This window comes from Staphylococcus sp. FSL W8-0305 (assembly GCF_037966415.1).
Classification (GTDB): Bacteria; Bacillota; Bacilli; order Staphylococcales; family Staphylococcaceae; genus Staphylococcus; species Staphylococcus aureus.
On sequence record NZ_CP150198.1, the window covers coordinates 1,345,704 to 1,371,564 of the forward strand.

General features: G+C 30.2%; 24 protein-coding genes and 2 pseudogenes. 3 read left to right on the top strand and 23 right to left on the bottom strand.

What is annotated here, in order from left to right:
- Positions 1-31 precede the first annotated feature (31 nt).
- Positions 32-382 (bottom strand): annotated as a pseudogene (locus NST10_RS06665) (recombinase family protein); the annotation flags it as partial.
- 304 nt (positions 383-686) lie between these two features.
- Between NST10_RS06665 and NST10_RS06670 the strand changes: the two are divergent.
- Positions 687-899, top strand: a complete 213-nt coding sequence (locus NST10_RS06670) for a hypothetical protein (protein ID WP_001035802.1) — start codon at positions 687-689, stop codon at positions 897-899.
- A gap of 34 nt (positions 900-933) precedes the next feature.
- Here the strand turns inward: NST10_RS06670 and NST10_RS06675 are convergent, their stop codons facing one another.
- The 12 genes and pseudogenes from NST10_RS06675 to NST10_RS06730 all read right to left on the bottom strand — a co-directional run bounded on the left by NST10_RS06675 (position 934) and on the right by NST10_RS06730 (position 12,431).
- Complete coding sequence (locus NST10_RS06675) at positions 934-1,608, bottom strand: IS6-like element ISSau6 family transposase (protein WP_001105942.1); 675 nt, start codon at positions 1,606-1,608, stop codon at positions 934-936.
- A 53-nt stretch (positions 1,609-1,661) separates the two neighbouring features.
- Positions 1,662-2,873 (bottom strand): annotated as a pseudogene (locus NST10_RS06680) (IS1182-like element ISSau3 family transposase); the annotation flags it as partial.
- 242 nt (positions 2,874-3,115) lie between these two features.
- Positions 3,116-3,583, bottom strand: coding sequence for a DUF456 domain-containing protein (locus NST10_RS06685; RefSeq protein WP_000158021.1), 468 nt, complete (start codon positions 3,581-3,583; stop codon positions 3,116-3,118).
- On the bottom strand, positions 3,580-4,800 hold the full coding sequence (locus NST10_RS06690) for a sugar efflux transporter (RefSeq protein ID WP_000367064.1): 1,221 nt from the start codon (positions 4,798-4,800) through the stop codon (positions 3,580-3,582). Before NST10_RS06690 ends, NST10_RS06685 begins: the two co-directional genes overlap by 4 nt.
- Before the next feature lie 289 nt (positions 4,801-5,089).
- The gene (locus tag NST10_RS06695; protein WP_209025678.1) at positions 5,090-5,956 is read right to left on the bottom strand and encodes a LysR family transcriptional regulator; all 867 of its coding nucleotides are present in this window, start codon (positions 5,954-5,956) and stop codon (positions 5,090-5,092) included.
- 117 nt (positions 5,957-6,073) lie between these two features.
- On the bottom strand, positions 6,074-6,718 hold the full coding sequence (locus tag NST10_RS06700; protein ID WP_000865619.1) for a DUF402 domain-containing protein: 645 nt from the start codon (positions 6,716-6,718) through the stop codon (positions 6,074-6,076).
- A gap of 144 nt (positions 6,719-6,862) precedes the next feature.
- Positions 6,863-6,979 carry a hypothetical protein gene (locus NST10_RS06705; RefSeq protein WP_031788497.1) on the bottom strand — a complete coding sequence of 39 codons (117 nt, stop codon included), beginning with the start codon at positions 6,977-6,979 and terminating at the stop codon, positions 6,863-6,865.
- 91 nt (positions 6,980-7,070) lie between these two features.
- Positions 7,071-7,544, bottom strand: a complete 474-nt coding sequence (locus NST10_RS06710; RefSeq protein ID WP_000833480.1) for a cupin domain-containing protein — start codon at positions 7,542-7,544, stop codon at positions 7,071-7,073.
- Positions 7,544-8,260, bottom strand: coding sequence for a YebC/PmpR family DNA-binding transcriptional regulator (locus NST10_RS06715; protein WP_000532966.1), 717 nt, complete (start codon positions 8,258-8,260; stop codon positions 7,544-7,546). Before NST10_RS06715 ends, NST10_RS06710 begins: the two co-directional genes overlap by 1 nt.
- A gap of 189 nt (positions 8,261-8,449) precedes the next feature.
- Positions 8,450-8,809 (bottom strand): HTH-type transcriptional regulator SarX, encoded by a 360-nt coding sequence (gene sarX / locus NST10_RS06720; protein ID WP_001090984.1) that lies wholly within the window; start codon positions 8,807-8,809, stop codon positions 8,450-8,452.
- A gap of 145 nt (positions 8,810-8,954) precedes the next feature.
- On the bottom strand, positions 8,955-11,105 hold the full coding sequence (locus tag NST10_RS06725; RefSeq protein WP_339211972.1) for a helix-turn-helix transcriptional regulator: 2,151 nt from the start codon (positions 11,103-11,105) through the stop codon (positions 8,955-8,957).
- Between the two features lie 681 nt (positions 11,106-11,786).
- On the bottom strand, positions 11,787-12,431 hold the full coding sequence (locus tag NST10_RS06730; RefSeq protein WP_000081597.1) for a Bax inhibitor-1 family protein: 645 nt from the start codon (positions 12,429-12,431) through the stop codon (positions 11,787-11,789).
- A 360-nt stretch (positions 12,432-12,791) separates the two neighbouring features.
- Here NST10_RS06730 and NST10_RS06735 point away from each other — a divergent pair, with 360 nt between their 5' ends.
- Positions 12,792-13,589 carry a LysM peptidoglycan-binding domain-containing protein gene (locus NST10_RS06735; RefSeq protein WP_000731642.1) on the top strand — a complete coding sequence of 266 codons (798 nt, stop codon included), beginning with the start codon at positions 12,792-12,794 and terminating at the stop codon, positions 13,587-13,589.
- Between the two features lie 586 nt (positions 13,590-14,175).
- Here the strand turns inward: NST10_RS06735 and NST10_RS06740 are convergent.
- The 7 genes from NST10_RS06740 to graX all read right to left on the bottom strand — a co-directional run bounded on the left by NST10_RS06740 (position 14,176) and on the right by graX (position 21,865).
- Positions 14,176-15,183, bottom strand: a complete 1,008-nt coding sequence (locus NST10_RS06740; RefSeq protein ID WP_000120368.1) for an inorganic phosphate transporter — start codon at positions 15,181-15,183, stop codon at positions 14,176-14,178.
- 15 nt (positions 15,184-15,198) lie between these two features.
- Complete coding sequence (locus NST10_RS06745; protein ID WP_000491755.1) at positions 15,199-15,816, bottom strand: DUF47 domain-containing protein; 618 nt, start codon at positions 15,814-15,816, stop codon at positions 15,199-15,201.
- A gap of 615 nt (positions 15,817-16,431) precedes the next feature.
- Positions 16,432-18,321 carry an ABC transporter permease gene (locus NST10_RS06750; RefSeq protein ID WP_000009408.1) on the bottom strand — a complete coding sequence of 630 codons (1,890 nt, stop codon included), beginning with the start codon at positions 18,319-18,321 and terminating at the stop codon, positions 16,432-16,434.
- Entirely contained in the window at positions 18,311-19,072 is a 762-nt protein-coding gene (gene vraF / locus NST10_RS06755) for an ABC transporter ATP-binding protein VraF (RefSeq protein WP_000153733.1), read from the bottom strand. The genes NST10_RS06750 and vraF overlap by 11 nt, the downstream gene beginning before the upstream one ends.
- 146 nt (positions 19,073-19,218) lie before the next feature.
- Complete coding sequence (graS, locus tag NST10_RS06760; protein ID WP_001061270.1) at positions 19,219-20,259, bottom strand: histidine kinase GraS/ApsS; 1,041 nt, start codon at positions 20,257-20,259, stop codon at positions 19,219-19,221.
- Positions 20,252-20,926: a response regulator transcription factor GraR/ApsR gene (graR, locus tag NST10_RS06765; protein ID WP_001166499.1), complete on the bottom strand. Its 675-nt coding sequence runs from the start codon at positions 20,924-20,926 to the stop codon at positions 20,252-20,254. Before graR ends, graS begins: the two co-directional genes overlap by 8 nt.
- A 15-nt stretch (positions 20,927-20,941) precedes the next feature.
- Positions 20,942-21,865: an auxiliary protein GraX/ApsX gene (gene graX, locus NST10_RS06770; protein WP_000802949.1), complete on the bottom strand. Its 924-nt coding sequence runs from the start codon at positions 21,863-21,865 to the stop codon at positions 20,942-20,944.
- A 112-nt stretch (positions 21,866-21,977) separates the two neighbouring features.
- Here graX and NST10_RS06775 point away from each other — a divergent pair, with 112 nt between their 5' ends.
- Complete coding sequence (locus tag NST10_RS06775) at positions 21,978-22,484, top strand: GNAT family N-acetyltransferase (protein ID WP_000940129.1); 507 nt, start codon at positions 21,978-21,980, stop codon at positions 22,482-22,484.
- A 197-nt stretch (positions 22,485-22,681) separates the two neighbouring features.
- Here NST10_RS06775 and NST10_RS06780 read toward each other — a convergent pair whose 3' ends face one another.
- The 3 genes from NST10_RS06780 to NST10_RS06790 form a co-directional block, all read right to left on the bottom strand.
- Positions 22,682-23,110, bottom strand: a complete 429-nt coding sequence (locus NST10_RS06780) for a hypothetical protein (protein ID WP_000198502.1) — start codon at positions 23,108-23,110, stop codon at positions 22,682-22,684.
- Between the two features lie 328 nt (positions 23,111-23,438).
- Positions 23,439-24,482, bottom strand: coding sequence for an alpha/beta hydrolase (locus tag NST10_RS06785; RefSeq protein WP_001030763.1), 1,044 nt, complete (start codon positions 24,480-24,482; stop codon positions 23,439-23,441).
- Between the two features lie 150 nt (positions 24,483-24,632).
- Positions 24,633-25,700 (bottom strand): membrane protein, encoded by a 1,068-nt coding sequence (locus tag NST10_RS06790; RefSeq protein ID WP_000980141.1) that lies wholly within the window; start codon positions 25,698-25,700, stop codon positions 24,633-24,635.
- Positions 25,701-25,861: the final 161 nt, after the last annotated feature.

Below are 25,861 nucleotides of genomic sequence, written 5' to 3' on the forward strand. Positions count from 1 at the left end.
AACATCTATATAGATTATTGTCTATGTTATTTTATTTACTATTTTTTATTCTATATATAGTTTGACGTGTAATACCAACTTCTTTAGCTATAGTACTTATAGATTTACCCTGTTCAAGTAATTCAACAACTCGGTAATAAACTAAACGCTTTTGTGGGTCTTTAGCATTGGGAGAATACAGAATAGGTCTCCCTTTATATATACCTTTTTCTTTGGCGACTTGAATCCCTTGAGCTTGTCGACGTTTACTTTCATTTCTTTCTTGTTCTGAAATCATTGCTAAAATTTGAATAATTAAATCTTTCATAAATTTATCTAGTAGTGGATTTCCAATGACTTCATTCATCATAGGTAAACTCGTTATCATGAGCTGAACTTCTTTTCGAAGATTTTTCGTAGATATAATTTGCTAATAAACTTCCTAAAACTGAATAAAGAAAAATAGTTAAACTCATGTAATCACTCCATAATTCTGAAGTGTCTCCATGTCTACGCATAGACACGCATTTATGCCGAGAAAATTTATTGTGCGTTGAGAAGAACCCTTAACTAAACTTGCAGACGAATGTCGGCATAGCGTGAGCTATTAAGCCGACCATTCGACAAGTTTTGGGATTGTTAAGGGTTCCGAGGCTCAACATCAATAAAGTAACTATGGTAAAATTTTAAAAAAGGAGGAATGTATTTTGAATAAAAAAAATGAGTTAGATATAGCTTTTATTATGTCTACCGTTTTGAATGTTTTATTTTTAGTTGGGTTAACTTTCTTAGTTCAATTAGAAAATTTATATATTTTAATTCCATATACTATTTTGGGTTTTATAAATGCAGTTTATCTAACTGTTAGGGCTATAAATATTACTAAAAATAGGAGGTTCTGTTGCAAAGTTAAAAAATAAGTGTCTAACCTTATGTTTAAAATAATACTTCGTATTAACTAGCTAGCATGATGCTAATTACACGGCATGGCGAAAACCCGTAGATCTGAAGAGATCTGCGGTTCTTTTTATATAGTCCATAAATACATTCAATGCCTTTGATCGTATTCTTTGCCGTATTGATACTTTGATAACTTATTTTCCTTACTTTGATATGACGATGATCTTGTTCAATGAGATTATTTAAATATTTAGAGGTACAATGACAGTTGGGGGTAAGTTTAAAATCTTTAATCACTTTGGACATTGCCACCTTCGTTGAAGGGGCTTGGTCTGTAATTATCATTTGAGGTTTGCCAAATTGTTTAATAAGACGTTTAATAAACGTATATGCTGAGTGATTATCTCGTTTCTTACGTAACGAAATATCTAGTGTATGGCCATCTGCATCAATAGCGCGATATAAATAATTCCATTGCCCTTTAATTTTGATATACGTCTCATCTATATGCCATTTATAATAAGCTTGCTTATTCTTTTTCTTCCAAATTTGATACAAAATAGGAGCATATTCCTGTACCCATCGATAAATTGTTGAATGATGAACATAGATGCCTCGTTCTCTCAATATTTCAGATATATCACGATAACTTAATGCATATCTTAGATAGTAGCCAACGGCTACAGTAATGACATCTTTGTCAAATTGCTTATATCTGAAATAATTCATCCTCTGCACCTCATTTTTGTTGACTATTATACTATATTTCTAACTTTGCAACAGAACCTTTTAAAACCTATTCTTTTGTTATTAGGACATATAAATTCATCATTAAGTTCGTCATATTTCCAGTTTTGAGTGTTAAAAATGTCACTTTTAAACTTTCTCGTTTTATCTTTAATAAACATACCATACGTAATAAGTGGCGTTTTATTAAAATCATCTATAATAGCCATATAGTTTTGCTCACTACCATAACCTGCATCAGCTACAATATACTCCGGTAAATAACCGAAGGTATTTTGAATCATTGTTAAAAATGGAATTAAAGTTCTAGTATCTGTCGGGTTTTGAAATAGGTCATAGGATAAAACAAATTGAGAATTTGTCGCTATTTGTAAATTGTATCCTGGCTTAAGTTGGCCATTTTTCATATGGTCTTCCTTCATTCTCATAAAAGTTGCATCATGATCAGTTTTAGAAAAGCTATTTCTATCTTTAAGAATCGATTTTTGTTCTTCATATTTACTTTTTCTTTCGGAATAATCATCAAATTTCTTTTTGAACTTCTTAATCTCAGTTCTTTTTTTACGGGTCTGTTTTCTAATTTGAGTACAATCTTCGTTCTGAATAGAATGATTTAAATCTTCGATTTCTTTATCTAAATGACTACCAATTAAATCTATTTCTTCTATTGTTAAATCGCTATCTCCATCTTCTTTTATCTCTGGTATTATTTTTTCTTCAACTAAGTCACGATATAATGCTTTTGAATTTTCGTTCAATTTCGATTCGTGATTTTGAATACTTTTCTTCCACACAAATGTATACCTATTGGCATTAGCTTCTACTTTTGTACCATCAATAAAAATTGAATTATCATCAATAAGATTTTGCTTTAAACATTGACTATGAAACTGAATAAATAAAGATTCAATTAATGCATCAGTATTAGGATTTACTCTAAAACGATTAATAGTTTTATAAGAAGGTGTTTGATTTTGAGCTAACCACATCATTCGAATACTGTCATGAAGTAATTTCTCTATTCTACGACCAGAAAATACAGATTGAGTGTATGCATATAAGATAATTTTTAACATCATTTTTGGATGATAGGATGTTGCGCCACGATGATGTCTGAATTCATCGAATTCGCTATCAGGTATCGTTTCAACAATTTCATTAACATATCGTGAAATATCATTTTGAGGAATTCTAACAGAAGTTTCTATTGGTAGTGTAAGTTGGGTCATGTTATAATTTTTATACATAAGGCACCTCGTTAATTTAGTTTAGTGGTATTTATTAAATTATACGAAAGTGTCTTATTTTTTTAAAGTATTTCAAAGTAAAATTACATGTTAATACGTAGTATTAATGGCGAGACTCCTGAGGGAGCAGTGCCAGTCGAAGACCAAGGCTGAGACGGCACCCTAGGAAAGCGAAGCCATTCAATACGAAGTATTGTATAAATAGAGAACAGCAGTAAGATATTTTCTAATTGAAAATTATCTTACTGCTGTTTTTTTAGGGATTTATGTCCCAGACTCGCTTGAGCTATACTACTTGTTAAAAATGCTACGATTGAACCTATACTTACTTTAACTGCTCTTTCAAATGAATAGCCTTGTATTAATTCAACTATGAATACCAAAATAAATGGAATGATAATAATTCCAAATGGCGGTAAAACAAAACATCCAATAACGACACCAATTAAAGCTGCATACTCTCCAAACTTAGAACCACCGAAGCGATTCACAAAATATTTATTAGCTAAAAAGTCCGCACATAAAATTAATATTGTTAGCAATGCCATAGATACATAAAACACCCATGATAAATGCTGATTATGAAAGCCAAATTGATAGATTAGAAAGCCAACCCATAATACTAAAACAGAAGGAATAATCGGCTTAATCAATCCAACAAATGCTAACATGAAGGCAGCGATGATAAGTAGCCATAAAACAATTGTCATGTTGATATCACATCCTCTTTTGTAATTTTTTGATTTTTAGTAAAGAATATAAGTATCATACCTAACATGATTGATGCTGCTGATACAAAAAATACATTTTCCAAACCTACCCAGTGACTCATAGCACCACCTAATAAGTTACCGCCTAACTGTCCAATAACCATTGCATTAGAAAATAGTGTTGAGGCGTATCCTGGGAAATCTGGTAAGATATCTTGGAAATAACTAATACCAATTCCTAAAAGAACCGCTAAGAAAATAGCTAAAAACACCTGTCCTGCTAACATCATATAGAAGTTTTTAAATACCCCAATGCTGAAGTAGAATAAACCTCCAAAAATCGCTCCATAAATCAACAATGTTCGAGTCTGTAATCTAGATGATAAAACGCCAAGAATGATCATAAATGGCACTTCTAAACCAGCACATAAACTAGCTAAATAACCGACATGTTGCTCATTTTCTTTTAAATAATCAGTAACAAATAAAGGCATATTCATCGTATACATCCATTGTCCAATGTGTAATAAAATAAATGCAATAAATGGTAATAAAAGCGTTTTGTCTTTAAACATATTAGGAGCAATCTTTTCAACATGTTGTTGCGTACTAATAGGGTGTTTAATGTTTAAATCCTTATAGAAAAACACTTGAAGTACTAAAGTAAATAAAATGATACTTATTGTTCCACCAAACAATCCAGCATAGCCTTTTAATCCGATTAATTGCGCACCAATAAATGGACCAAATAAAAAGCCCAATGAGAACATTGAACGTAATACTGTATTGGCAAATTGGGCTCTATCTTTAGAGCTTGAAACATTGATAGATTCTCTAGCAGATGCGTAAAGTTGGGGCATTGCTGGTGCAAATAATCCTTGGAAAATCGCATATAGTAATATGAATAACCAGATTGTATCTACAAAAAAGTATATTGAAAAACCAAGCGCACCCATTAATAATGCGAGAATAATAATAATTTTTCTATTAAAGTGATGCGTATCCGAAAATCTAGCAATAATTGAATTTACTGTAAACTGACTAATCGCTGCAGATGCTAGAAGTAATCCATACTGATTTGTTGTCATACCCAAATCTTTAGTTGCAAAAAGAACAAGATATGGGACCGTAACCGCAATACCCATACCTAATAGAAACATATTAGCAACAAAGAGTTTATAATTCTTTATTTGTAATAACGCTGCAAACATATCCATAACCCCGCTTCTTAGAGCCCCTTTTAATTTATTAATTAGGGGCTCTTTTGCTGTTGGTGCATTAGCAATCAACTGTATTCCTTTAGTCCCCTTTTAATTTATTAATTAGGGGCTCTTATGGGAGTGGGACAGAAATGATATTTTTGCAAAATTTATTTCGTCGTCCCACCCCAGTACATTATTGTAAGCTGACTTTTCGTCAGCTTCTGTGTTGGTGCATTAGCATCCAACTGTGTTCAATTTAACCGTATATCTTAAAATTAAATACTAACCTTAAATTAGTCTAAGACTACGCCTTTGGTTCTTCAACAAAGCTCGTCATAAGATTTACAAATGAATCAACTTGTGGTAATTGCAACATACTCGGATCATAACTCATAAATGTCGAACGAATCAGCGGTTCATTATCAATTTCTACTTTTTCAAACTCAAATTGTTCTTTGCTGATATTTTTCATCATGATTTCTGGCAAGATTGTAACACCTACACCACTAATCAACATTTCTTTGCAAGTTGCTACTTGATCCACTGTAATAGTTGCATGGTAATCTTGTTCTAAATTATCGTTATACCATTGTTTTATTTGATTTATATAAATCGGATCAGCTTGAAACTCTATAAATGGTAACTTTGTAACATCATCTCGTCTATTTTTCGGAAAAATAAAATAATGATCATCATTAAATAAATGTGTATTAGCTAAATTCATTACCTTATTTCCACGAGTTATCATAACATGATAATCTCTATGATTTGCTTTAATTTGTTCAGTTGAACCAACTTGTACTTGAATTTCAACATTAGGAAATTGGGCATTATATAGGCTCAAAACTTCAGGAAGTAAGGTTTGTCCAATCAATGAAGAACACCCGATTGATATCGTTCCATTCACTTCACCAATATGTGCCTGCATTTTGTCAAAAAATAATCGCTCTCTTTTCAACATGTCACGGGCATGCTCAATAATCATTGTTCCTTCAGTTGTTGTAATCAATTGTTTTTTTGTTCTGATAAAAATATCTACTCCAAAAGCATTTTCAATAGCTTTTAGTCTTTGTGTAACAGCAGGTTGAGATATATATATAATTTCAGCCGCTTTACGTAACGTTTTCGTTTCGTCTAATGTTATTAGTAAACGATAGTCTTCAATCTTCATAATTTCCCCCCCATAAATTATTCAATTATTGAACTTTCATGACTACGAGCATTCAAGAGTTCATTACTAACGAATAATTTTCACCAATTTTATTGGTATGGCTGCAGCTTGAATTACTTAGTTTTTCTTTTGTTGTTGGTGATTTTTAGTTTGATTATATTGCTTAGGTTTTATTTGTTTGCTTTTTTCAAAATTAGTTTTATTTTGTGGCTTTTGATGAATTTTTTGAGCCTTTGCATTAATTTTATTAAAGCAGTACATGATTTTCTTTTGGAATCCTTTAAAATCATTTTCTAACTCTGCCATAATTTGATGCGCAATCATATATGCTTCATGAAATTGCTTTTTTGTAATTTGCTCACTTTCTAATGCAAACATTAAATCATCTTCATCTACCAACTCATATTCACCACTAGGTAATGCTAAAACATCTAAACATAAATCTACTGTACGCGCATTACCTTTTTGCGTTATATTTTTAATATTTATATCAAAGTAATATTCTAATGGATTGCCTTTATTATCAAACATTACAGTAATACTATAACGTTTCTTTTCAGGTAGTATTTGCAACCATTTATAATTGTCATCTGCGACAATAATATTTTGTCCAACTACCGTCACCTCTAAAGGATCACGAACCTTTTTCATCGTGACTAAGCCTATAATACCCTTGAACCTATTATTATTAACTTTTACCTCTGTGTATTCCCTATCAATTAGGCGACGCCAGTGACGTTTATCTATATACTTTACTTTCACAGTCACCAACTCCTTGTCATTATTATATAAAACTACATGGATGATGTCATGTCATGATACAGTTTTATAGTTTTTGTTAATCATATGAAAATATTTATTATTATTTTACTACAACTCGCTTCAATTTACTTAAAATAGACAATATTAATTAGATAGTACACACATTTCTTCATAAAAGTGATTTTTCAAAAATATAAATAACACACTCTTATCTTTTTCAAAATCATTTAATGCTATTTTCATTAAAATCAGCTGAAGCACCAAATCTATTCTGATTCAATCAAGAATACATACAAAAATGAAGTGACTCAAAGGTTTACTAACAACCTTCAAATCACTTCATTGATTCTTTTTATTTTAAAGCATATTTTTCGATTACTGATTTAAGGTGCGGATATTGTGTAATTAATTCAGATTGCTTAAACAATTCAAACTGCTTAAACTCAAATGCTGGTTGACACATACAACCTACTAAACTATAAGTATTTGAAATTTCGATTGAAGAAGCAAAAATTGTTCCTTTAGGCACTGCATATTGCAATACATCTCCATTTTGGATATCAGTACCCAATGTTGCAGTCGTATATTCCCCATCCGGATTTATCATATGAATTGTTAGAGAATCACCAGCATGATAGTACCATACTTCATCAGCATCAATTCGATGAAAATGCGAAATATTGTCATCTGTAAGCAAAAAATAAATACTACTAAACGGCGCTCTTCGTCCATCTTTCAATACTTCTCGGATTGTCTCTCTATAGAAACCACCTTCAGGATGCGATTCAAGTTGCAATTCATCAATCCATTGTTCTGCTGATTTCATTATTTCAAATCCACATTATGGAATACGTTTTGTACATCTTCTAAATCTTCTAATGCATCGATTAATTTTTCAAATGTTACTTGGTCCGCTTCAGAAAGCTCAATATCTGTTTGAGGTAACATTTCAAATTCAGCAACTTTAAATTCTTCAACACCTGCTGCACGAAGCGCATCTTGAACGACTGCAAATTGATCTGGTTCAGCATAGACTATTGTCAATCCATTATCGTCAATCACATCATTTACATCTACATCTTGTTCCATTAATGTTTCAAGTATTTCGTCAACAGATTTACCTTCAATACCAAATGTTGCCACATGGTCAAACATATAAGCAACTGACCCAGATACACCCATATTACCGCCGTTTTTACCAAAAGCAGCACGCACATCAGATGCAGTACGATTTACATTGTTTGTTAACGCATCAACAATAAGCATTGATCCGCTTGGGCCAAATCCTTCATATCTTAGGTGATCAAAGTTTTCGTCTCCAGCACCCTTAGCTTTATCTATTGCTTTTTCAATAATATGATTCGGTACTGAATATGTCTTAGCGCGTTCAAGTACCAATCTTAAAGCTTGGTTAGATTCTGGATTTGGTTCACCAGATTTTGCTGCAACATAAATCTCCTTACCAAATTTCGCATATATTCTACTTGTATTTTTATCTTTTTGGGCCTTTTTTTCTTTAATGTTATTCCATTTACGTCCCATAATGTCATCTCGCTTTCGAACTGTTTAATTAACAACATATATTATACATGATTTTTTTATGATTATATACATTTTCACAATTAACATTATTGAACTACGATTTCTTCAATCTGTTACTTAGTTTTAAAATATGTATAAATTAAAAATGTGCCGATAAGCAATTTCTACGCTTTCGACACTCAATTTCAATTAAATATTTAAAAATTGTTCTACATCTTCAAATAAAGCATTAAATTTAGATATATCATCATCATTTAAATAAATATAAATTTTACGCTCATCTTTAGATGATCTAACTTTACTAAGTCTTTCTTTTTCGATTAGTCTTCTTATAGAAACTAATAATTTTGTCCTACTTAAATCTAGCTCATCCATTGCAGTTTTTAAAAATGATTGCATAAGTACTTTCTCATCTTTGCAATGCTTCATCGTTAAATCTAAGACTGCTAAATCATTTAGCGACAACTTATATTTTTTATCAATATATTCAGATAATGCTTTATATTGTTTATAGAAGCCAAGCAATGTTTCTAATTTCTCAGTATTCAAAATGTTGCACCCCCAAATATATAAAGACAATGCTTCTGTCATTATTATCTTAAATTTTTCTGCCATTGTCTTTCTCATTTGTTTTTAATACGTTGTCAAAATTACCAACAAATGCAAATTAAATTTTGCAATACATATCAAGGTGTTATTTTTTTCCTATTTTAATTATGTATAACGCATTAAAAATAACGTTAATATTTAAGGAATTATTACTAAAGTTATGCTCTTTAATCTCGATTGCCGGTTTAAGGTAGTTGTCAATTTTAGAGAGTAAACTGGGGTTCCATTCATATTTATCTCTTAATTCTTTAGAGATCAAATGATTAATGTTCCCACTATTTTCATCCAACGTTTCTATTACAATTAGATATTTATCGTTTAAAATATTATTTTTGAAATTAATATAAACTTGACTATCTTCAAAATTGCTCATAATTGTCTCGCTCTCTATCACTCGCCAATCATAAATAACCAGACAATAATAATTCTCTATATCAAAAATAGAATAATAACTGTTTTCGTATTTTGGTTTCGAGACATATTCGATAAACTTTTCTAATATAAGACCTAGTGTTGTTTTAAATCCATTTTTATCATATAGATGCATCGCATTAAATGTTTGATGATTATCAAAAATGTTTAATCCAAAACCATGAAAGTTATGATACAGCGCACTTAATGTCTTATAAATTAATGGAGCACTATTACTTAAATCTCGTTCTTTATTATTAAGCAGTTTATGATTTTCAACATTTAGAAAAATCAGCTTTTCTTGTTCTATATCCAATTCGTTAATAACTTGTTTTAAATTTTTAAAATGCAAAATATTTTTCAATAGTAACTCATCACTTTCCCCCATCAAATAAGGGCTACTTAAATTTGCATTATCTATTATTAACGAATCGAATTTAAGTCGCTTTATTTGTGATACTAGTGATTTAAAAACTGAAGGTTTATCAAATAAACAGGTAATATTCAATCCTAATTTCACATTTAACATGATGTTATGTAGTTTTAAAATCATACGGTAAATTGTCCTAATTTCCATCAATGATAAATCAAAAACAAAATGCACTTCGTAATTATTATGATGATTTATTTCGTTTGGAGATAATTGTCTAATAACATTCATAAAAGCTTCTTCAACATAATAAGTCGTTTCAATATCATTTATATTAAATGCTATCTTTAAATTACTTTCAATTATGGTTTTAATGATTGTAAACTTTTCTTCTTCGGACATGGTATTTTTACTTTTTAAAATCGATGGCATGATGAAAAAGACAACTTGGCTATTCTTATTCAATAAGGTTTTAAAAAGTCCTTCTAAGAAAACTAGTTTCATTTCTGTATAAGTATTAATTTGAATAACCGTTTGAAATAACTTAGGTATTTCAAATTTGTCTTCGTCAATATGTATAACATCAGTTAGGTGATTTTTATAATGATCAATATAATTCAATATGACTTCTTTTACTTCTTGCGCCATACCGCCTACAAGTGGCTCTGGATTAAGCATTATAGATTTATTAAATTTTGATAAATTACGATATTCATTCGGTGTTATATCCATATAACTTTTAAACATTTTAGAGTAAGTTGAGCTACTACTAAAACCTAAATGTTCACTTATGTTGCTTATAGTACTATCAGTAGTAAGTAGAATTTCAATCGATTTACCAATTTTCAAAGTATCAATATATTTTTTAAAACCCATGCCCATAAGTAAGTGGAATTGTGATGACAAATTTGACTTTGAGACAAATAATTTATCAGCGACACTTTTTAATGTCAATCGTTGATTTACATTTTGATAAATATATTCGAGCTCGTCACGCAAATCACCATAATAGGCATATCGATATTGATTTTGCGCAATCTTTTTATCCATACTTGCTTCTTTTGCAATAATTTTAATAATATCCTGTAATTTTCTAACATCAGCGTCATTGAGAGGTTGATTATCAAGGTATCGATAAGTCAATTTTAATAGTAAACATTTCAAATTATAATATGATTTAATTAACTTTGCTGTATAGTGGTAATTAAAGAAAGTAAAGCCTAATTCCGCAAACCAATCGCTACTCAAATACAACATGATCGTTTTTTTATTATTCTTAATACTAAATACATCCAGATGATTAATAATATATATATCATCTTCAATTATTTTACTTTTACGAAATTTTTGTAGTTCGATTTCCCCGTCAATTGGCCAAAATAAGACTATGCCATCTTGGCAACGCGTTGTCGCATATTCATTATTAGTAAGTATATGCAAGCATGATTTTGCCATAACTTTACCTCTTTCTATATTTAAGTACCACTTTTATCATTCCCTATAATATTTAACTTATTTAATTAAACGTAAATTTAACACAATACGAATACCAAATCAAAAATAAATAAAACTATATAATGGGTAATTTTTAAACTTATATATCAATCATTTAAATATTACAAAAATAGATGTAGTCAGTTTAATTAAACTATCCAATTGAAAACACACTATTTTTTAGTATTTTCAAAATAATTTTAAATGACCACATCTACAACGTATTACTATTATCTTTTGTTAGCTTTACATTCATTTTCAATTTAAAAATAAACACTTATTTAAATCACATTCTACTTTTGAGATGAGCTCAAACTAACATTAAATTGTTTATATTATCTATACTTATTCCTATTAATATTTCGATTTTAAAATTAATACGTAGCTATACTTTACTTTTCTAATAAAAGTGTAATTAGAAAGGCAAGTACACCTGTTTAAAGTTTATCTTCTAAGATTTATTTACTTTAGAACTATAGCAGTTAATCATTTCAATGATTAATAATATCTTTACAATTAAGGTAATATATTTAAATTACCCTATCTAAATTTCTAATTTATGACAATCGCTCCAATTTAAAGTTGATATTCATTATTGATTATTCTAAAACTTTATATGAATTTCTTTATTAATTTAACTGTTTATCTTCTGAACATATTAGCAAGATAAAGTATATCCTTAATAATATTCAACAAATTAATAAATAGATTAAATCCCATTTCTCTTGGTGAATAGTCACCTCTTTTTAAACGATTAAAATCATACAAAGTATAAAGTAGAAATAACAACAGACTAACGACGGTAATAATAGTATAAAAAATAGGATTTTGAAGAAAAATACCAATTAGACTCGCAATAATTAATGTTATTAATGTAACGAATAAATACTTGCCTATACTCGATGCATCTCCAACGAAGAAATAACCAATAATACCAAATGCTATAAATGCAAAAATTGCTAATGCGATATTTTTATAGAAAATATCTGGTCCTAAATTTTGTAAATACGTGGTAAACGTTGCGTATGACAATAAGCCAATCACTACAGCATATATATGTGAAATAATTAAACCGAACCGTCTCGCTCTTTCAAAAACAAGTGTTGCTAAAATAATAATCAGTAATCCAAATGACAAGGGTTGTCGCCAACTTAATGGTAAAAACTGACCTAGATAGCATCCTATGCCAAATATAATCCAATAATACATAAAATAAAGCCACACTTTACTTATTGCTTGAGCATGCTGGTTTTGATGATAATATGAATGATTTGTATTTTGCGACAAAATAATTCCTCCTTCTACTGTCGTTTTATGCGTCAAATTTTACAGTAAATTTTGCTTCATCAAAAGAAATAACCTTTAACAAGTATAGTAATTTTACATTTTATAATGTTACAAAATATAATTTTTTATAATTAGTTAAAATCACTAAAACGCTTTTATACACTATCAAATCAGCATTTATAAAAATATGAACCGATATCCTAAAATGTTAATAATATTACAAGATAATAACAAACCACACAAAGCTACTTATTTTTGATAATATGGAAAGCGTAATATAAAACGAAAACTTAATTTACTATATAAATTGTCTTAATAATTTTTAAAAGTAGTAAATCTTAATTTTAAGGAGGAGTCCCTTTGAAAAAATTAGCATTTGCAATAACAGCAACATCTGGTGCAGCTGCATTTTTAACGCATCATGATGCGCAAGCTTCTACACAACATACAGTACAATCTGGTGAATCATTATGGAGTATTGCTCAAAAATACAACACTTCAGTAGAGAGTATTAAACAAAATAACCAATTAGATAACAACTTGGTATTCCCTGGTCAAGTTATCTCAGTAGGTGGAAGTGATGCACAAAATACGTCAAACACTTCTCCACAAGCTGGTTCAGCATCATCTCATACTGTACAAGCTGGTGAATCATTAAATATCATCGCTAACAGATATGGTGTTTCAGTTGATCAATTAATGGCAGCCAATAACTTACGTGGTTATTTAATTATGCCTAACCAAACATTACAAATTCCTAATGGTGGATCAGGTGGTACAACACCAACAGCTACAACAGGTAGCAATGGCAATGCATCATCTTTTAATCACCAAAATTTATACACTGCTGGTCAATGTACATGGTACGTATTTGACCGTCGTGCTCAAGCTGGTAGTCCAATTAGCACATATTGGTCAGACGCTAAGTATTGGGCTGGTAACGCAGCTAATGATGGTTACCAAGTAAACAACACACCATCAGTTGGTTCAATCATGCAAAGCACACCTGGTCCATATGGTCATGTTGCTTATGTTGAACGTGTCAATGGTGATGGTAGTATCTTGATTTCTGAAATGAATTACACATATGGTCCATACAATATGAACTACCGTACAATTCCAGCTTCAGAAGTTTCTAGCTATGCATTCATCCATTAATTAAATAAATTGTACTGATATATACTAGCAATTCACATCATGTGAGATTGCTAGTTTTTTATTTTTGAAAAAAATTTTCATTTTGGTACAAAAAATTATCTCACCCTTCCCTATCATACTTATTTATATTTTGTATGAATGGTAGTTAGGTAAAAAATAATAACCTACCTATTTGATTAAATTAAATGCATAATATATTAAAAACCAAAATAATGCAACCAAGTTGACTATATAATGATTTAATTTGTTATACCAGTATTTTACGCTTTTTCGTCTACATATACAAATTTACATTAAATAAAGTCCAATACAATTTAGGTTAATTAAACAAGTTGATAGCTATTTAATTATTCATTCATTGAAGAATATAAACTGTTAAATCATTATTTTACGCTTACTTATATTTTAATGACCTAACTTATTATGTTCCATGGAATACATTTATAACTTAGCCCCTAATTAAAATGCTTTGTCTTGGTCATTCTATGTAAACTCTATAAAATAGGTTGTCTATTTACATAAAAAAATGAACTTCAATACCACCATATATTTGTGATACTGAAGTTCAGTATAGCTTAATTTTCAATTAGAAAAATAAATTAAGTATATAGAATAATAAACCTGCTAACAATGCTGAAATAGGTAATGTAATCACCCATGTAATGATCATTCGTTGCGCAGTACTCCATTTTACACCTTTAGCTCGGTTAGAAGCACCAACACCTAAGATTGATGATGACACAACGTGAGTTGTTGATAATGGGAAATGTAGCGATGATGCAACAAAAATTGTTAATGCAGATGATAAATCGGCCGCAGCACCGTTTGCTGGGCGTATTTTCATAATATTACCACCTACAGTTTTGATAATTTTCCAGCCACCAATTGCAGTACCAAGCCCCATTGCTGTCGCACAGGCAAATTTTACCCATAACTGTGGTTCAACGCTGCCATCATTCTGTACATTAGCAACAATCAATGCCAACGTAATAATACCCATTGATTTTTGCGCATCATTCGTACCGTGAGAGAATGATTGTAACGCTGCTGTGAAAATTTGGAAAAATCTAAAGTTACGATTCGCTCTTGTTAAATTTGCATTTTTAAAGATAACTTTAAAAATTGAATACATCAAGAAACCAACACAAAATGCGATAATCGGTGAAACGATTAATACAATAATAATTTTTGTGAAACCTTGGTAATGTAATACGCCAAATGAGCCTTCAGATGCGATTGCTGCACCCGCAATTGAACCTATAAGTGCATGTGAAGACGAACTTGGAATTCCGTAAAACCAAGTAGCTAAATTCCAAATAATAGCCGCAAGTATTGCAGCTAACACAACAACTAATCCATTTTCCAATTTAAATGGATCGACAATGTCTTTAGTAATGGTGCCTGCAACGCCCGTAAATGTTAAAGCACCTATAAAGTTCATCACTGCTGCCATTAAAATTGCCGTTTTAGGCGTTAACGCTCTAGTAGATACAGCAGTAGCTACTGCATTGGCTGTATCATGGAATCCATTGATAAAGTCAAATATCAGCGAGAAAATAACTACAGCTATAGTGACGATGATTATATATGACATAAATATATACTCCCCTTAGCTATTTTTCATAATAATAGTTTCAAAATTATTTGCTACGATTTGACATTTATCAGCAATTTCTTCCATGCTTTCATAAATATCTTTTATTTTAATTAATGTGATTGGATCTGTTTCACTATTGAAAATATGTTTAATTGACTGTCTTAAAATACCATCACAGTTTGTTTCAAATTCTTTAATATTAATTGAATGAATACGCATATGTGATAATTTTTTATCGACTAATAAGCCGACAGCAAGTTTCATTTCTGCAACTGCTTTTTGAATGTTATCAACAAACTCAGCCATATATTCATCTGTGTATTCGATTGAATACATTTCAAACATAGCTGCCGTTTCTTCAATTGCATCTAAAACATCATCAATTGCATCACATAATGATAAAATATCTTCACGTTCAATTGGTGTGATAAATGTTTGATTTAAATCAGTAATTACTTGATGTACTAATTCGTCACCATGTGACTCATAAGTTTTAATGTTGTCTGAGTATGCCTTTAAATCTAGATGTGTATTGAAATCCATTTTACCGAATTCAATAGCTGCACGATCTAGGTTAAAAACCATCTCTTCTAATTGAACCATAAACTTATCTTTTTTCTTACTAAACATTTAAAATCCTCCATTTAAGCGATTGTCACCAATCACATTCAGTTATAATTTGTTTCAAATTAAGACAAGTGAATTTACAAACTAATGATACAAATTTGTTATTATCAATCGTCAGTATATTTTTAGTGTACTGATATTAATTTCAAAAATGCCTCACAGTAAACAATTTACTGTATTTGCCCTTATATGAAAATAGCACAAAATTTACAATCCCACAATTCAATTTACAAATTTTTAACAATTCCGAAACTTAACTTTTACATAAAATTTAAATAGTGGTAGGCATTTGTTTTGAAAAACTTGATATATAGGCAATTTTTTATCTACAAAACTCTAATAATTGTAAATGGACATACTCGGAAAATTTGCAACGATACAATATTTATTACATAACTTTTACATATTAAAATACACTTATCTTTCTTCTAACTATTCTTAATTCATATTTCTTTCAATGCCTATGCCTCTATTTTCTCACATTTAATACAATTTACAAAGTTGAAGCATATACAATAAAACTGTCGTGCCCGGACCTATAACTATCCAAAAATAAAAGCTTTCAGTAAAGCTCATGAATCTTAATCCACTAGCCTACTGAAAGCCGCTATATATATATTAAATTGAATGTCTGATTGTACGCTTAGAATGATTATAAGCTGTCATTGCAAAAATGGCATACATACAAATATATAGTCCCATTACTATAAATATCGGTATTTGATTCGTTGTCCCCATCAATTTCATATATGCTAATGATGTAAAGTATGCATGTGAAAGTGCAATGACTAATGGTAACCCAAAATTAAACGCAATTTTAAATTTTAATCCTTTTGCCATATCTTTTTGTGTAAATCCAAGTTTTCTAAGAATACTATAATTTTCTAACTCGTCTTCAGTTTCATCTATTTGTTTAATGTATATGATACAACATACGGCAATTAGGAAACTAATTCCTAAAAATGAGGTTACAAATAACAATATTCCCGTTAAACTCGATATCGAACTTATGGCTTCACTTCTTGTTTCAATAGATTTGTCAACTTTATTTGTTGCTTTTTCCAATGCTAACATTTCTTTTTTATGTTTTAAATCAAATCCAAATTGAGAAACAATGTGTTTTGGCTTAGTATACTTTCTTATCTCTTGATAATCTTGATCGTTTAACACAAACGTCGGTCCACCTAAGTCAACATCAGTCATAAAGTAAATTTTATTGATATCTTTACGTAATTTAATATCCACATGGTGCTTTTTCGTTCCTATTACTGCCTTACCATGTTTCTTATGCTTCACTAAATCTTTAATAGCGCCTTCCGCTACAAATAAATCAGCCTGACCACGTTTCAAATCCGTATTAGGAATATATTTGTCACTAGTAATTGTTACGTTATATGGTTCCTTTGCTTTTATATCAAATAAGTCATCCTTATAAAGTTTTGTATGAATCACTTCTTTATAATTATAAAAATGAGGAATTTTTCGGTTGTTCAATTCACTTGCTAACTGATTCGCTTTCTGTTGATCTTTAATCGTAACATCATGAGGTGACGTATACTTAATTTCACTTGATAAAGTTGCTCTACTGATAGCAGCAAAACAAAGTACTGATAAAGTAATAGCTGAAATAATTGCCATAACAGTAAGTGAAAATGCATTTTTCTGAATACGATACATAATAGATGAAGAAAACATGACATCATTTACACTTATTACACCTTTTTTAAAGCTTTTAATAATTTTAAATACCAAGGATACTGAACTTTTAAAAAATAAATACGCCCCAATTACTGTCGCAAACAATATAAACATAAGGACGCCAATTGCATCATAGTAATGTACAATGCGTAAAGAGTAGTAATACCCACTGATGATTAAAATAATACCTAGAATTCCTAGTATAACTTCTTCAAATGTAATTTTATTATGATTCATTTGCTTAGCCTGATTATGCTTTGATAGTTCTGAAATAGATTGTTTCAATACTAAGATAAGATTTTGAGCTGCAGTTAGGAAATAAGCAACGCCAATTAATAATAGTGTCTCAAACACTGCTCTAAAGCTGAAAATAATTGGAACCTTTTCTTTGATACCTAATAAAGTAAACACTATCATTAATAAAATTTTAGAACCAAAGATACCAATCGTAATGCCCAATATAGCTGTTATTGAAAATATTAATAATTGTTCAAACATCAATATATATATAATGTTGAATTTGGATAAACCTAATGTTTGATATAATGCAAGTTCAGAACTACGACGTTTAAGAAATAGTACATTGGCATATAGCAAAAAGGCAACAATGATAAAAAATAGAAAGTAACTACCTACTTGCGATCCTTCTTTAATAATGGGATATGTCTCAGTTATGTTAATGCTATGCGTATATTTTAGTGCTACGAAGCTAAAAAATAAAACTACACTTGTAATTAGCGAAAAAAGATAAATGGCATAATGTGATAAATTTTGGCGGAAATTTTTAAATATAATCTCATTAAAACTCATAATTAATGCCACCTAAAACACTTTGTACACGTATGATTTCTTTAAAGAAAGTATGTTTGTCATCATCACCTTGATATAACTCCGTGAATATTTGCCCATCTTTAAGCATCACTACTCGATTTGCATAGCTAGCTGCAACCGGATCATGTGTCACCATAATAATTGTCGTCTTAATCTCTTCATTCATTTTCATTAATCGCTTTAATAAATCTTGTGTACTTTTCGAATCGAGTGCACCTGTAGGTTCATCGGCAAATATAATAGAAGGCAATGTTATAAATGCTCTGGCAGCTGATGTTCGTTGTCTTTGACCACCAGACAATTCGGATGGATATTTATCACTGATGTCTAATATATTTAATGCTTCTGCCACTTTTTCATAACGATCTAACATTGTGTCCTTATCTAATTTCTGAACCGTTAATGGTAACATGATATTTTCTTTAACAGTTAATGTATGAAGTAAATTATATTCTTGAAAAATAAAACCAATATCATGCTTTCGAATATCAGATAATGCTTTGTTTGAAAGCTTTTCAAGTTTGTGTCCTTTTAGTGTGATAGAACCTTGCGAAATATAATCAATTGAACTCAAAACATTTAATAAGGTCGTTTTACCAGATCCTGAAGGTCCCATAATGGCAATAAATTCACCTTCTTCAACAGACATATTGATATCTCGCAGAACTTCTTGTGCCATTTTCTTGTTGCCATATATTTTTGTTAATTGTTTTACTTCTAATATTGTCACTTTAACACTCCTATATTTATCTTAACTTCATTTCCTTTATATTCAATTTGGCACGCTTACCTTCAATTTTGTATTTAATTAACATCTATTTGATTATATCGTTGAAGTGGTCATGATGTATCAATTCTAAGTAACAAAACGCATGTTTAAAATGACAGATTTGTCACTTCTGACATGCGCTCAACAATTTCATTTTGTAATGGGAAGATCAATTTAACCGTTGTTCCTTTTCCAATAGTCGAAGTAACTTGTAATTGTATTCCTAATTGATCTTTCACACTATCCACTAAGTATAGACCCATGCCGGATGATGTCGTTTCATTTCTGTTAGCCGTTGACGTAAACCCACGTTCAAATATTCGAGGCATATCTTTTTTACTAATACCTCTTCCATGATCCTTGATGATTAACGCAACATGTTGATCAATTAATTCCGTTGAAATATCAACATTATAATTCTCACTATATTTCAAAGCATTTGATAAAATCTGTCTAATAATCATACGACACCATTTTATATCCGTGTACACATGATTATCCACTTTAAAATCAATATCAAATCCGATACCTTTAACTTGACTTATATGCCTTGTTAATTGAATTTCATCAATAACCATGCGCTTCAATGAGACATAATCAAAAAACATATCTTTACGTTGCGACTCTAATCTCGTAATATACAATTGCGTATCTAACATCGAGTTAATACGTGACCATTCAAATAATAGCGCTTGTTTTCTTTCTTGATTCTCTTCTTGGTCAATTAACAATTTCATAGCAGTCACTGGTGTTTTGATGTCGTGCACAAATTCTGTGATGGTTTGTTCATGCATGTTTAATTGCAACTGTTGGTCGACCACTTTATCTTTATGCGCTAAAATTTGACGATATAAATAATCAACTGTATGACGTTGGAATGGGGTTTCCGCTAAATCTTTATGTTTTATTTCTTCGATTTCTTTATCTTTTTCAAAATGTCTATATAATTTTACTTCTTTAAAAAAAGTCAATATAAGAAAAATCAGTGTTAAGCTTAAATTTAAAGAAACAATATAAAACAAACTATCGATTGGAAAGTCATAGTCAATAAGACTAATGCCTAACATAAGAATATTTAAAAACAGTATCCAAAATATCCAATTCTTTCTTGATTTCAGAAAATAAACTACCCATTTCAAATTATTCATGTGCCATATATCCTTTTCCTACTTTTGTTTCAATTGCGCTGTCCATCCCTATTTCAGATAGTTTCTTACGTAATCGGTTCACATTAACTGTTAATGTGTTATCACTGACAAATGCTTCATCATCCCATAGCGCAGTAATAATTGTATCCCTAGAAACGATTTGATTTTTTTTAGTAATAAGAATTTCTAAAATAATCATTTCTGTTTTGGATAGAAAAATCGTCTGATCACCTTTTTGTATACTATCTTTTGATAGATCAATGACAGCATCTTGCCATGTTAACGTGCGTTTTTCTTCAGCAGTAAATTCATACACTCGTCGATAAATCGCTTGTAATTTAGCAATTAATACATTTGTATAAAAAGGCTTTTGCATATAATCATCTGCGCCAAGTTCCATACTCATCACTTGATCCATTGGATTATCACGAGATGATAAAAATAATATTGGTACGTTGGAAACTTCTCTCATTTTTCTGCACCAATAAAACCCATCATATTTAGGTAATTGAACATCCAATATAACAATTTCAGGATTAAAACTTTCAAATGTATCCATTACTTTGCCGAAATCTTCAATACCAGCAACATTAAAATCCCATTGTTCTAATTCTTTTTTCAATTCTTGAAACAAAGTATTGTCATCTTCTACTAGTAGTATTTGCATCCATATCACCCAATATCATTTAGTATATTTCATATTTTCTCCTGATTTTAATCGACTTTGAAAATCTTTAATCCGGCAGTCAACTTCAAAGCCATGAATCATCATTTTTTGCATTGGTGCTTGTATAAAGTAATAAATCGGCCAAAATAATCGAGGGATATAATCGTATAGATGTATATAAACGACTGATGATTCTTTGATTAATCTAAATTCTAACTTCCCTTGATTAACTGTATATTTTTTCACTAAACTTCCACTCAATAAAATTAAAGTTATTATTCCATCAGCTGTTTCTACTATTTTAAATACTGCGAGTGGTCGCACCTTATTCTTAATATATATCTTAAATTGATCATGTGATTTTTCTGTTTTCACAAAAGTTCCTTTAGTGTAACCCATCCATGCAATAAAATGGTTTACAACGTTCTTTAATGTCCATCCCTTTGGTAAAACTACCTTCATCGTTGATCTAACATCATCATACTTTGAAACTTGTAATTCTACATTAACTAAAGAACGTTTAAAAACTAAATTTGTTGTTTCTACAGTTGTACCATATGCACCTAGGCGTTCAATTGTTTCATTATCATAACGACTCCCAGGTATGTAGATTACTTTTTTTACTTGATTGATAGCCGCTGCTCGACCAAAATTATCTGCTGCGATTAATGTTAAATCTCTTGCTGATGATTGTGTTATTTTGGCAGAATTCTTTGTTGGATCGATAAAGAATACAGCAATATCTATTTGATTCATTGCGGCAACAACCTGTTCGTAATGAAATATATCACACTGAATCCAAGTCATTTCAACATCATCTGTTTTTTTATTGTCTGGATATTTTGATATAGCAAAAAGTTCAGCATCATTTTCAATCACTTCACTTAAATACTTACCAATATACCCTGTTCCACCTGCTAATAAAACTTTAGGTTTCATCTAAAATACTCCTTTAAACTGTAACCAAAAAACATATTACTCTACCTTTTGGTTAAATATATATTATAATAGTAGCAAATGTTTTAAAATTTCAAAATACTGGAGGCTTTTTATGGCCCATATTATACGTAGAGTTAGTATCAAAGATGTAGAAAATTTCATTTCAATGTTAGCGAAAATATACGACGAATCTCCGTATATGTTCTACACACCAGGAGAATATGATCCTAGCGTCACATCGGCTAGTAAACAATTAGAAGAATATATCACTTCTCCACATAAAGTCATCTTTGTTGCTGAAAGTGATGAACAACTTGTAGGCTTTGCCTTTGTTAATACGACACCATTTCAACGCATTAAACATGTTGCTAAAATTGATTTAGGTGTAAAGAAATTATATCAACATCGTGGAATTGGCCAAGCACTTCTTGATGCCATTATGGCTTGGTGTTTAAACAATCAAATACACCGAATTGAAGCAAATGTACCACTCAATAACCAACCTGCCCTCGAGCTTTTTAAAAGTGCCGATTTTCAAATCGAAGGCGTTTTAAAAGATAAGTTATTCATCGATGGTAAATATTACGATGACTATATGATGGCTAAAATTCTTAATTAAAGCTATTTTATCATAATCTTGTATTAGAATCGTATAACAACGAATTCAATGGTTACCTAATACATTACTCATACTTATCAATGTCATCTAATCTTAAATGAATGCGTATACTCTTATTCATTTATCAAATTTAAATTCAAAATAAAACACCACTAATGTGTAATTGATCAACTACGATTAGTGGTGCTTTATATTATTTAGTTTTCCTTACTATAAAAATCTTCGAGTCTAAAATCTATATCCGGTAATTTTTCATATATTTTATCCTGATACTGATTGTTTTGAATGTAAGCTTCTTCAGTAACTAAATTACCTTTACGCTTAATTCCATAATCTTGTACGAATAAATTATTATTTCTATTTATTTTGTAATACGGTACAACATTCGCACTAAATTTTACTCGTTGATGAATAAGTTCCATTGCTAATGCATAGTATTTATTTGTCTCATATAGCCATAAATGATCTATTGAAACACCTGAAACAATTACATCTTTTAATAATATCCTTACATTCGGCTTAAATGTGCTATGTCTATCTAAATAATTTTTAAACAACACACGATGTATACGTCCAGTAACCATAACGCGTTTATTTTTAAATGGTTTTAATGCTGACCTTGTCACTCCCTTTCACAACCTTATTTCAAATCACTTCGTGCTCAATCTATATTTTAATTTTTCTTTTGAATTCTTTTCAATTTATAAATTTATTATATCATGTACACACTGTTTTTCGACTATTTAGTTGTAAAAAGTTATTTTCAGGTTCAAAACAAATTAGTTTGTAAATAAATGTCACATCATAATAGGGGGGGGACAGAAATGATAAAGAACCGCTAACAATTTATTATATCTCAGACACTTACACATTAGCCCCACATGTTTTAAATTCTTCGTTTTCAATTTGAAGATCTTAAATGTTGCTTAAGTAATAAATTACTACTGTTTATCATTAGTTTAATGGATTTAACGGTAATTCATTACTCGGATTTTCTATTTGTGGTTTCTCTTCAGTTTGAATACCACTAGAAGATGTATTACGACTTAAGAAAAGTAACACTTTTTTGATATTATCTATCGATTCAGGTTTATTAAGGTGAAATTGATACTGATGATGTAAATGATGCGTACCATCATAAAACAATGTATCTACTGGTACTTTCAATTCTTGTAATTTCTTACTGAATTCTATATTTTGACTTTCGAATGGATCACTATCTCCAACAGATAAAAATGTTGGTGGATAATTTTTTGTCGATTGTTTTACTGTCGACATTTGTGAAATATTTTTAAAACTCTTTTCCCAATCTTCTTCACCTGTATAACTTTTCATAAATAATTGTATTCGCGGAAACTCAGTTTCTCTAACTGTTTGCATATTATAAAAACCACCAAATAGTATAGCACCTTTAATTTGCGATGGTTTGAATGACTGATCAAATTTCATGGCTTTTCTTAATTGATTATTTGTCTGTATTGCAGTAAATTGACTTGCTAATTGAGCGCCAGCAGAATCACCGCCAATAACTACTTGATTAAAATCAATAGGTAAATTCATTTTATTTTCTTTAATGAATTGAGTCGCTTGATTCATTTGAATTAATGGTGTGGGATATTTATATTGTGGCGCCAATGCATAATTTACATTCACAACAATGTACCCTTGTTCAGCAATTTTCGCTAATAATGGGTTTTTATACTGCTTATCACCCGCAATATAACCACCACCGTGCATCCAAAAAATAACTGGCAGTTTGGCATTAGAAGACATATCAACAGGTGTAATAATATCTAATTTACTGTTAGGATAAACTCTATTGTATGTAAGGTTTTGATAAATGCGCACATTTTTATTTTTAATATTAATTTTGTCTTTATTAGCATGGTTCTCATTTGTAGTTTGGTCATAATGTTGTTTCAGATGAAATGCTAACAATACACTGATTACTGCTATAAAAAGCGCAGTTATCATCGTCCATTTATTATCTTTATTCATTACATCGTACCTCTCTATTTGTTAGACGCTCATATTAATAGACTGAATAAATATAAAAAGCAATTCGCCCGATAAGAGTAGAGACGAATTGCTTTTAAGATTAAAACAAAGTGATTCAATTGTAAAGTTTCGGATATCCATCATATGATATTAAGCAATATGTTTTTTATCCGCATTTTTACGTTTGAAATATTTAATAATTACAGCTACTACAATAAATAGGCCTACATATCCCATAATTGTATATAACTTATTAATTAATTCAGCAAATCCTACGAAACTTAATAAATAACCTGCTACCATCATTATAACAATAAAGATATGGTATTTTTTGCTATACGGTTCTGTAAAACGTGCTGCAAATGAATACATTAGTCCTAGAATAGTATTGTACATAACCGCCAGCATAATAACAGATAACACTGTTGCTATTAACGGATGAATGTTATTGGCTAATGTTAATGTTGGAATTGAGGCATTTTTAATAGTTGGATATTCACTTTGCAATGCAAAGTTGATCAATGCTAGTAATACAGTATAGATAATACCACCGTACATCGCGCCTGCACCTGACACTGTACGCTTTTCAGTATCCCCACCGATTGCTACGATGGTACTAAAACCTACAGAAAAAGCTAATCCACCATATATTGTACCAAACCAGATTCCCTTCCAGATACTTGCTTCAGGCACTACTTGGTTAACTTCTGCTAATGAAACATGACCTTTAAATAAATACACGCCAGCGATTAATACAACTAAAACAATTAAAAATGGTGTAACGACACCAAGGGCACGTACTATTTTATTAAAGTCTAATAGCAATGTTACATAAATTGCTAATGTCATAATTAATGCACCTAACCATGTAGGTATGTTATAACTTTCTTCAAATGTTGCGCCTGCACCTGCTATCATGGTTACAGCTATACCAAATAAGAAGAAGATTAAAATATAATCAAAGACTTTACTAAACTTTTCACCGAATACGTATTGTAATGTTGATTCATGGTTTGTCGCTTCAAAGGCAGTACCAATTTTTGCTACTTGGCGCCCAATAAAAGCTAAAATAAAACCAGATATAATGACACCTAAATAAGCCCACAAGCCATATTTAGTGAAAAATTGCATAACTTCTTGTCCTGTTGAAAATCCTGCGCCCACTACAATGCCGACGTAGGCAAATCCAATTTTTGTTGCTTCTTTATTCATCATCATGTGAATAATAGACCTCCTTAATTTTGCACAGTGTGCATTATAACGTACTGAAAATTAATTGCAAGTCGCATAGGTTATTTTTCACTTTTTCAAAATTGCTCAATCCATTCACATTATCACGTTCAATGACATTTAAAAAAATTATAAATTTATGCTTTTAT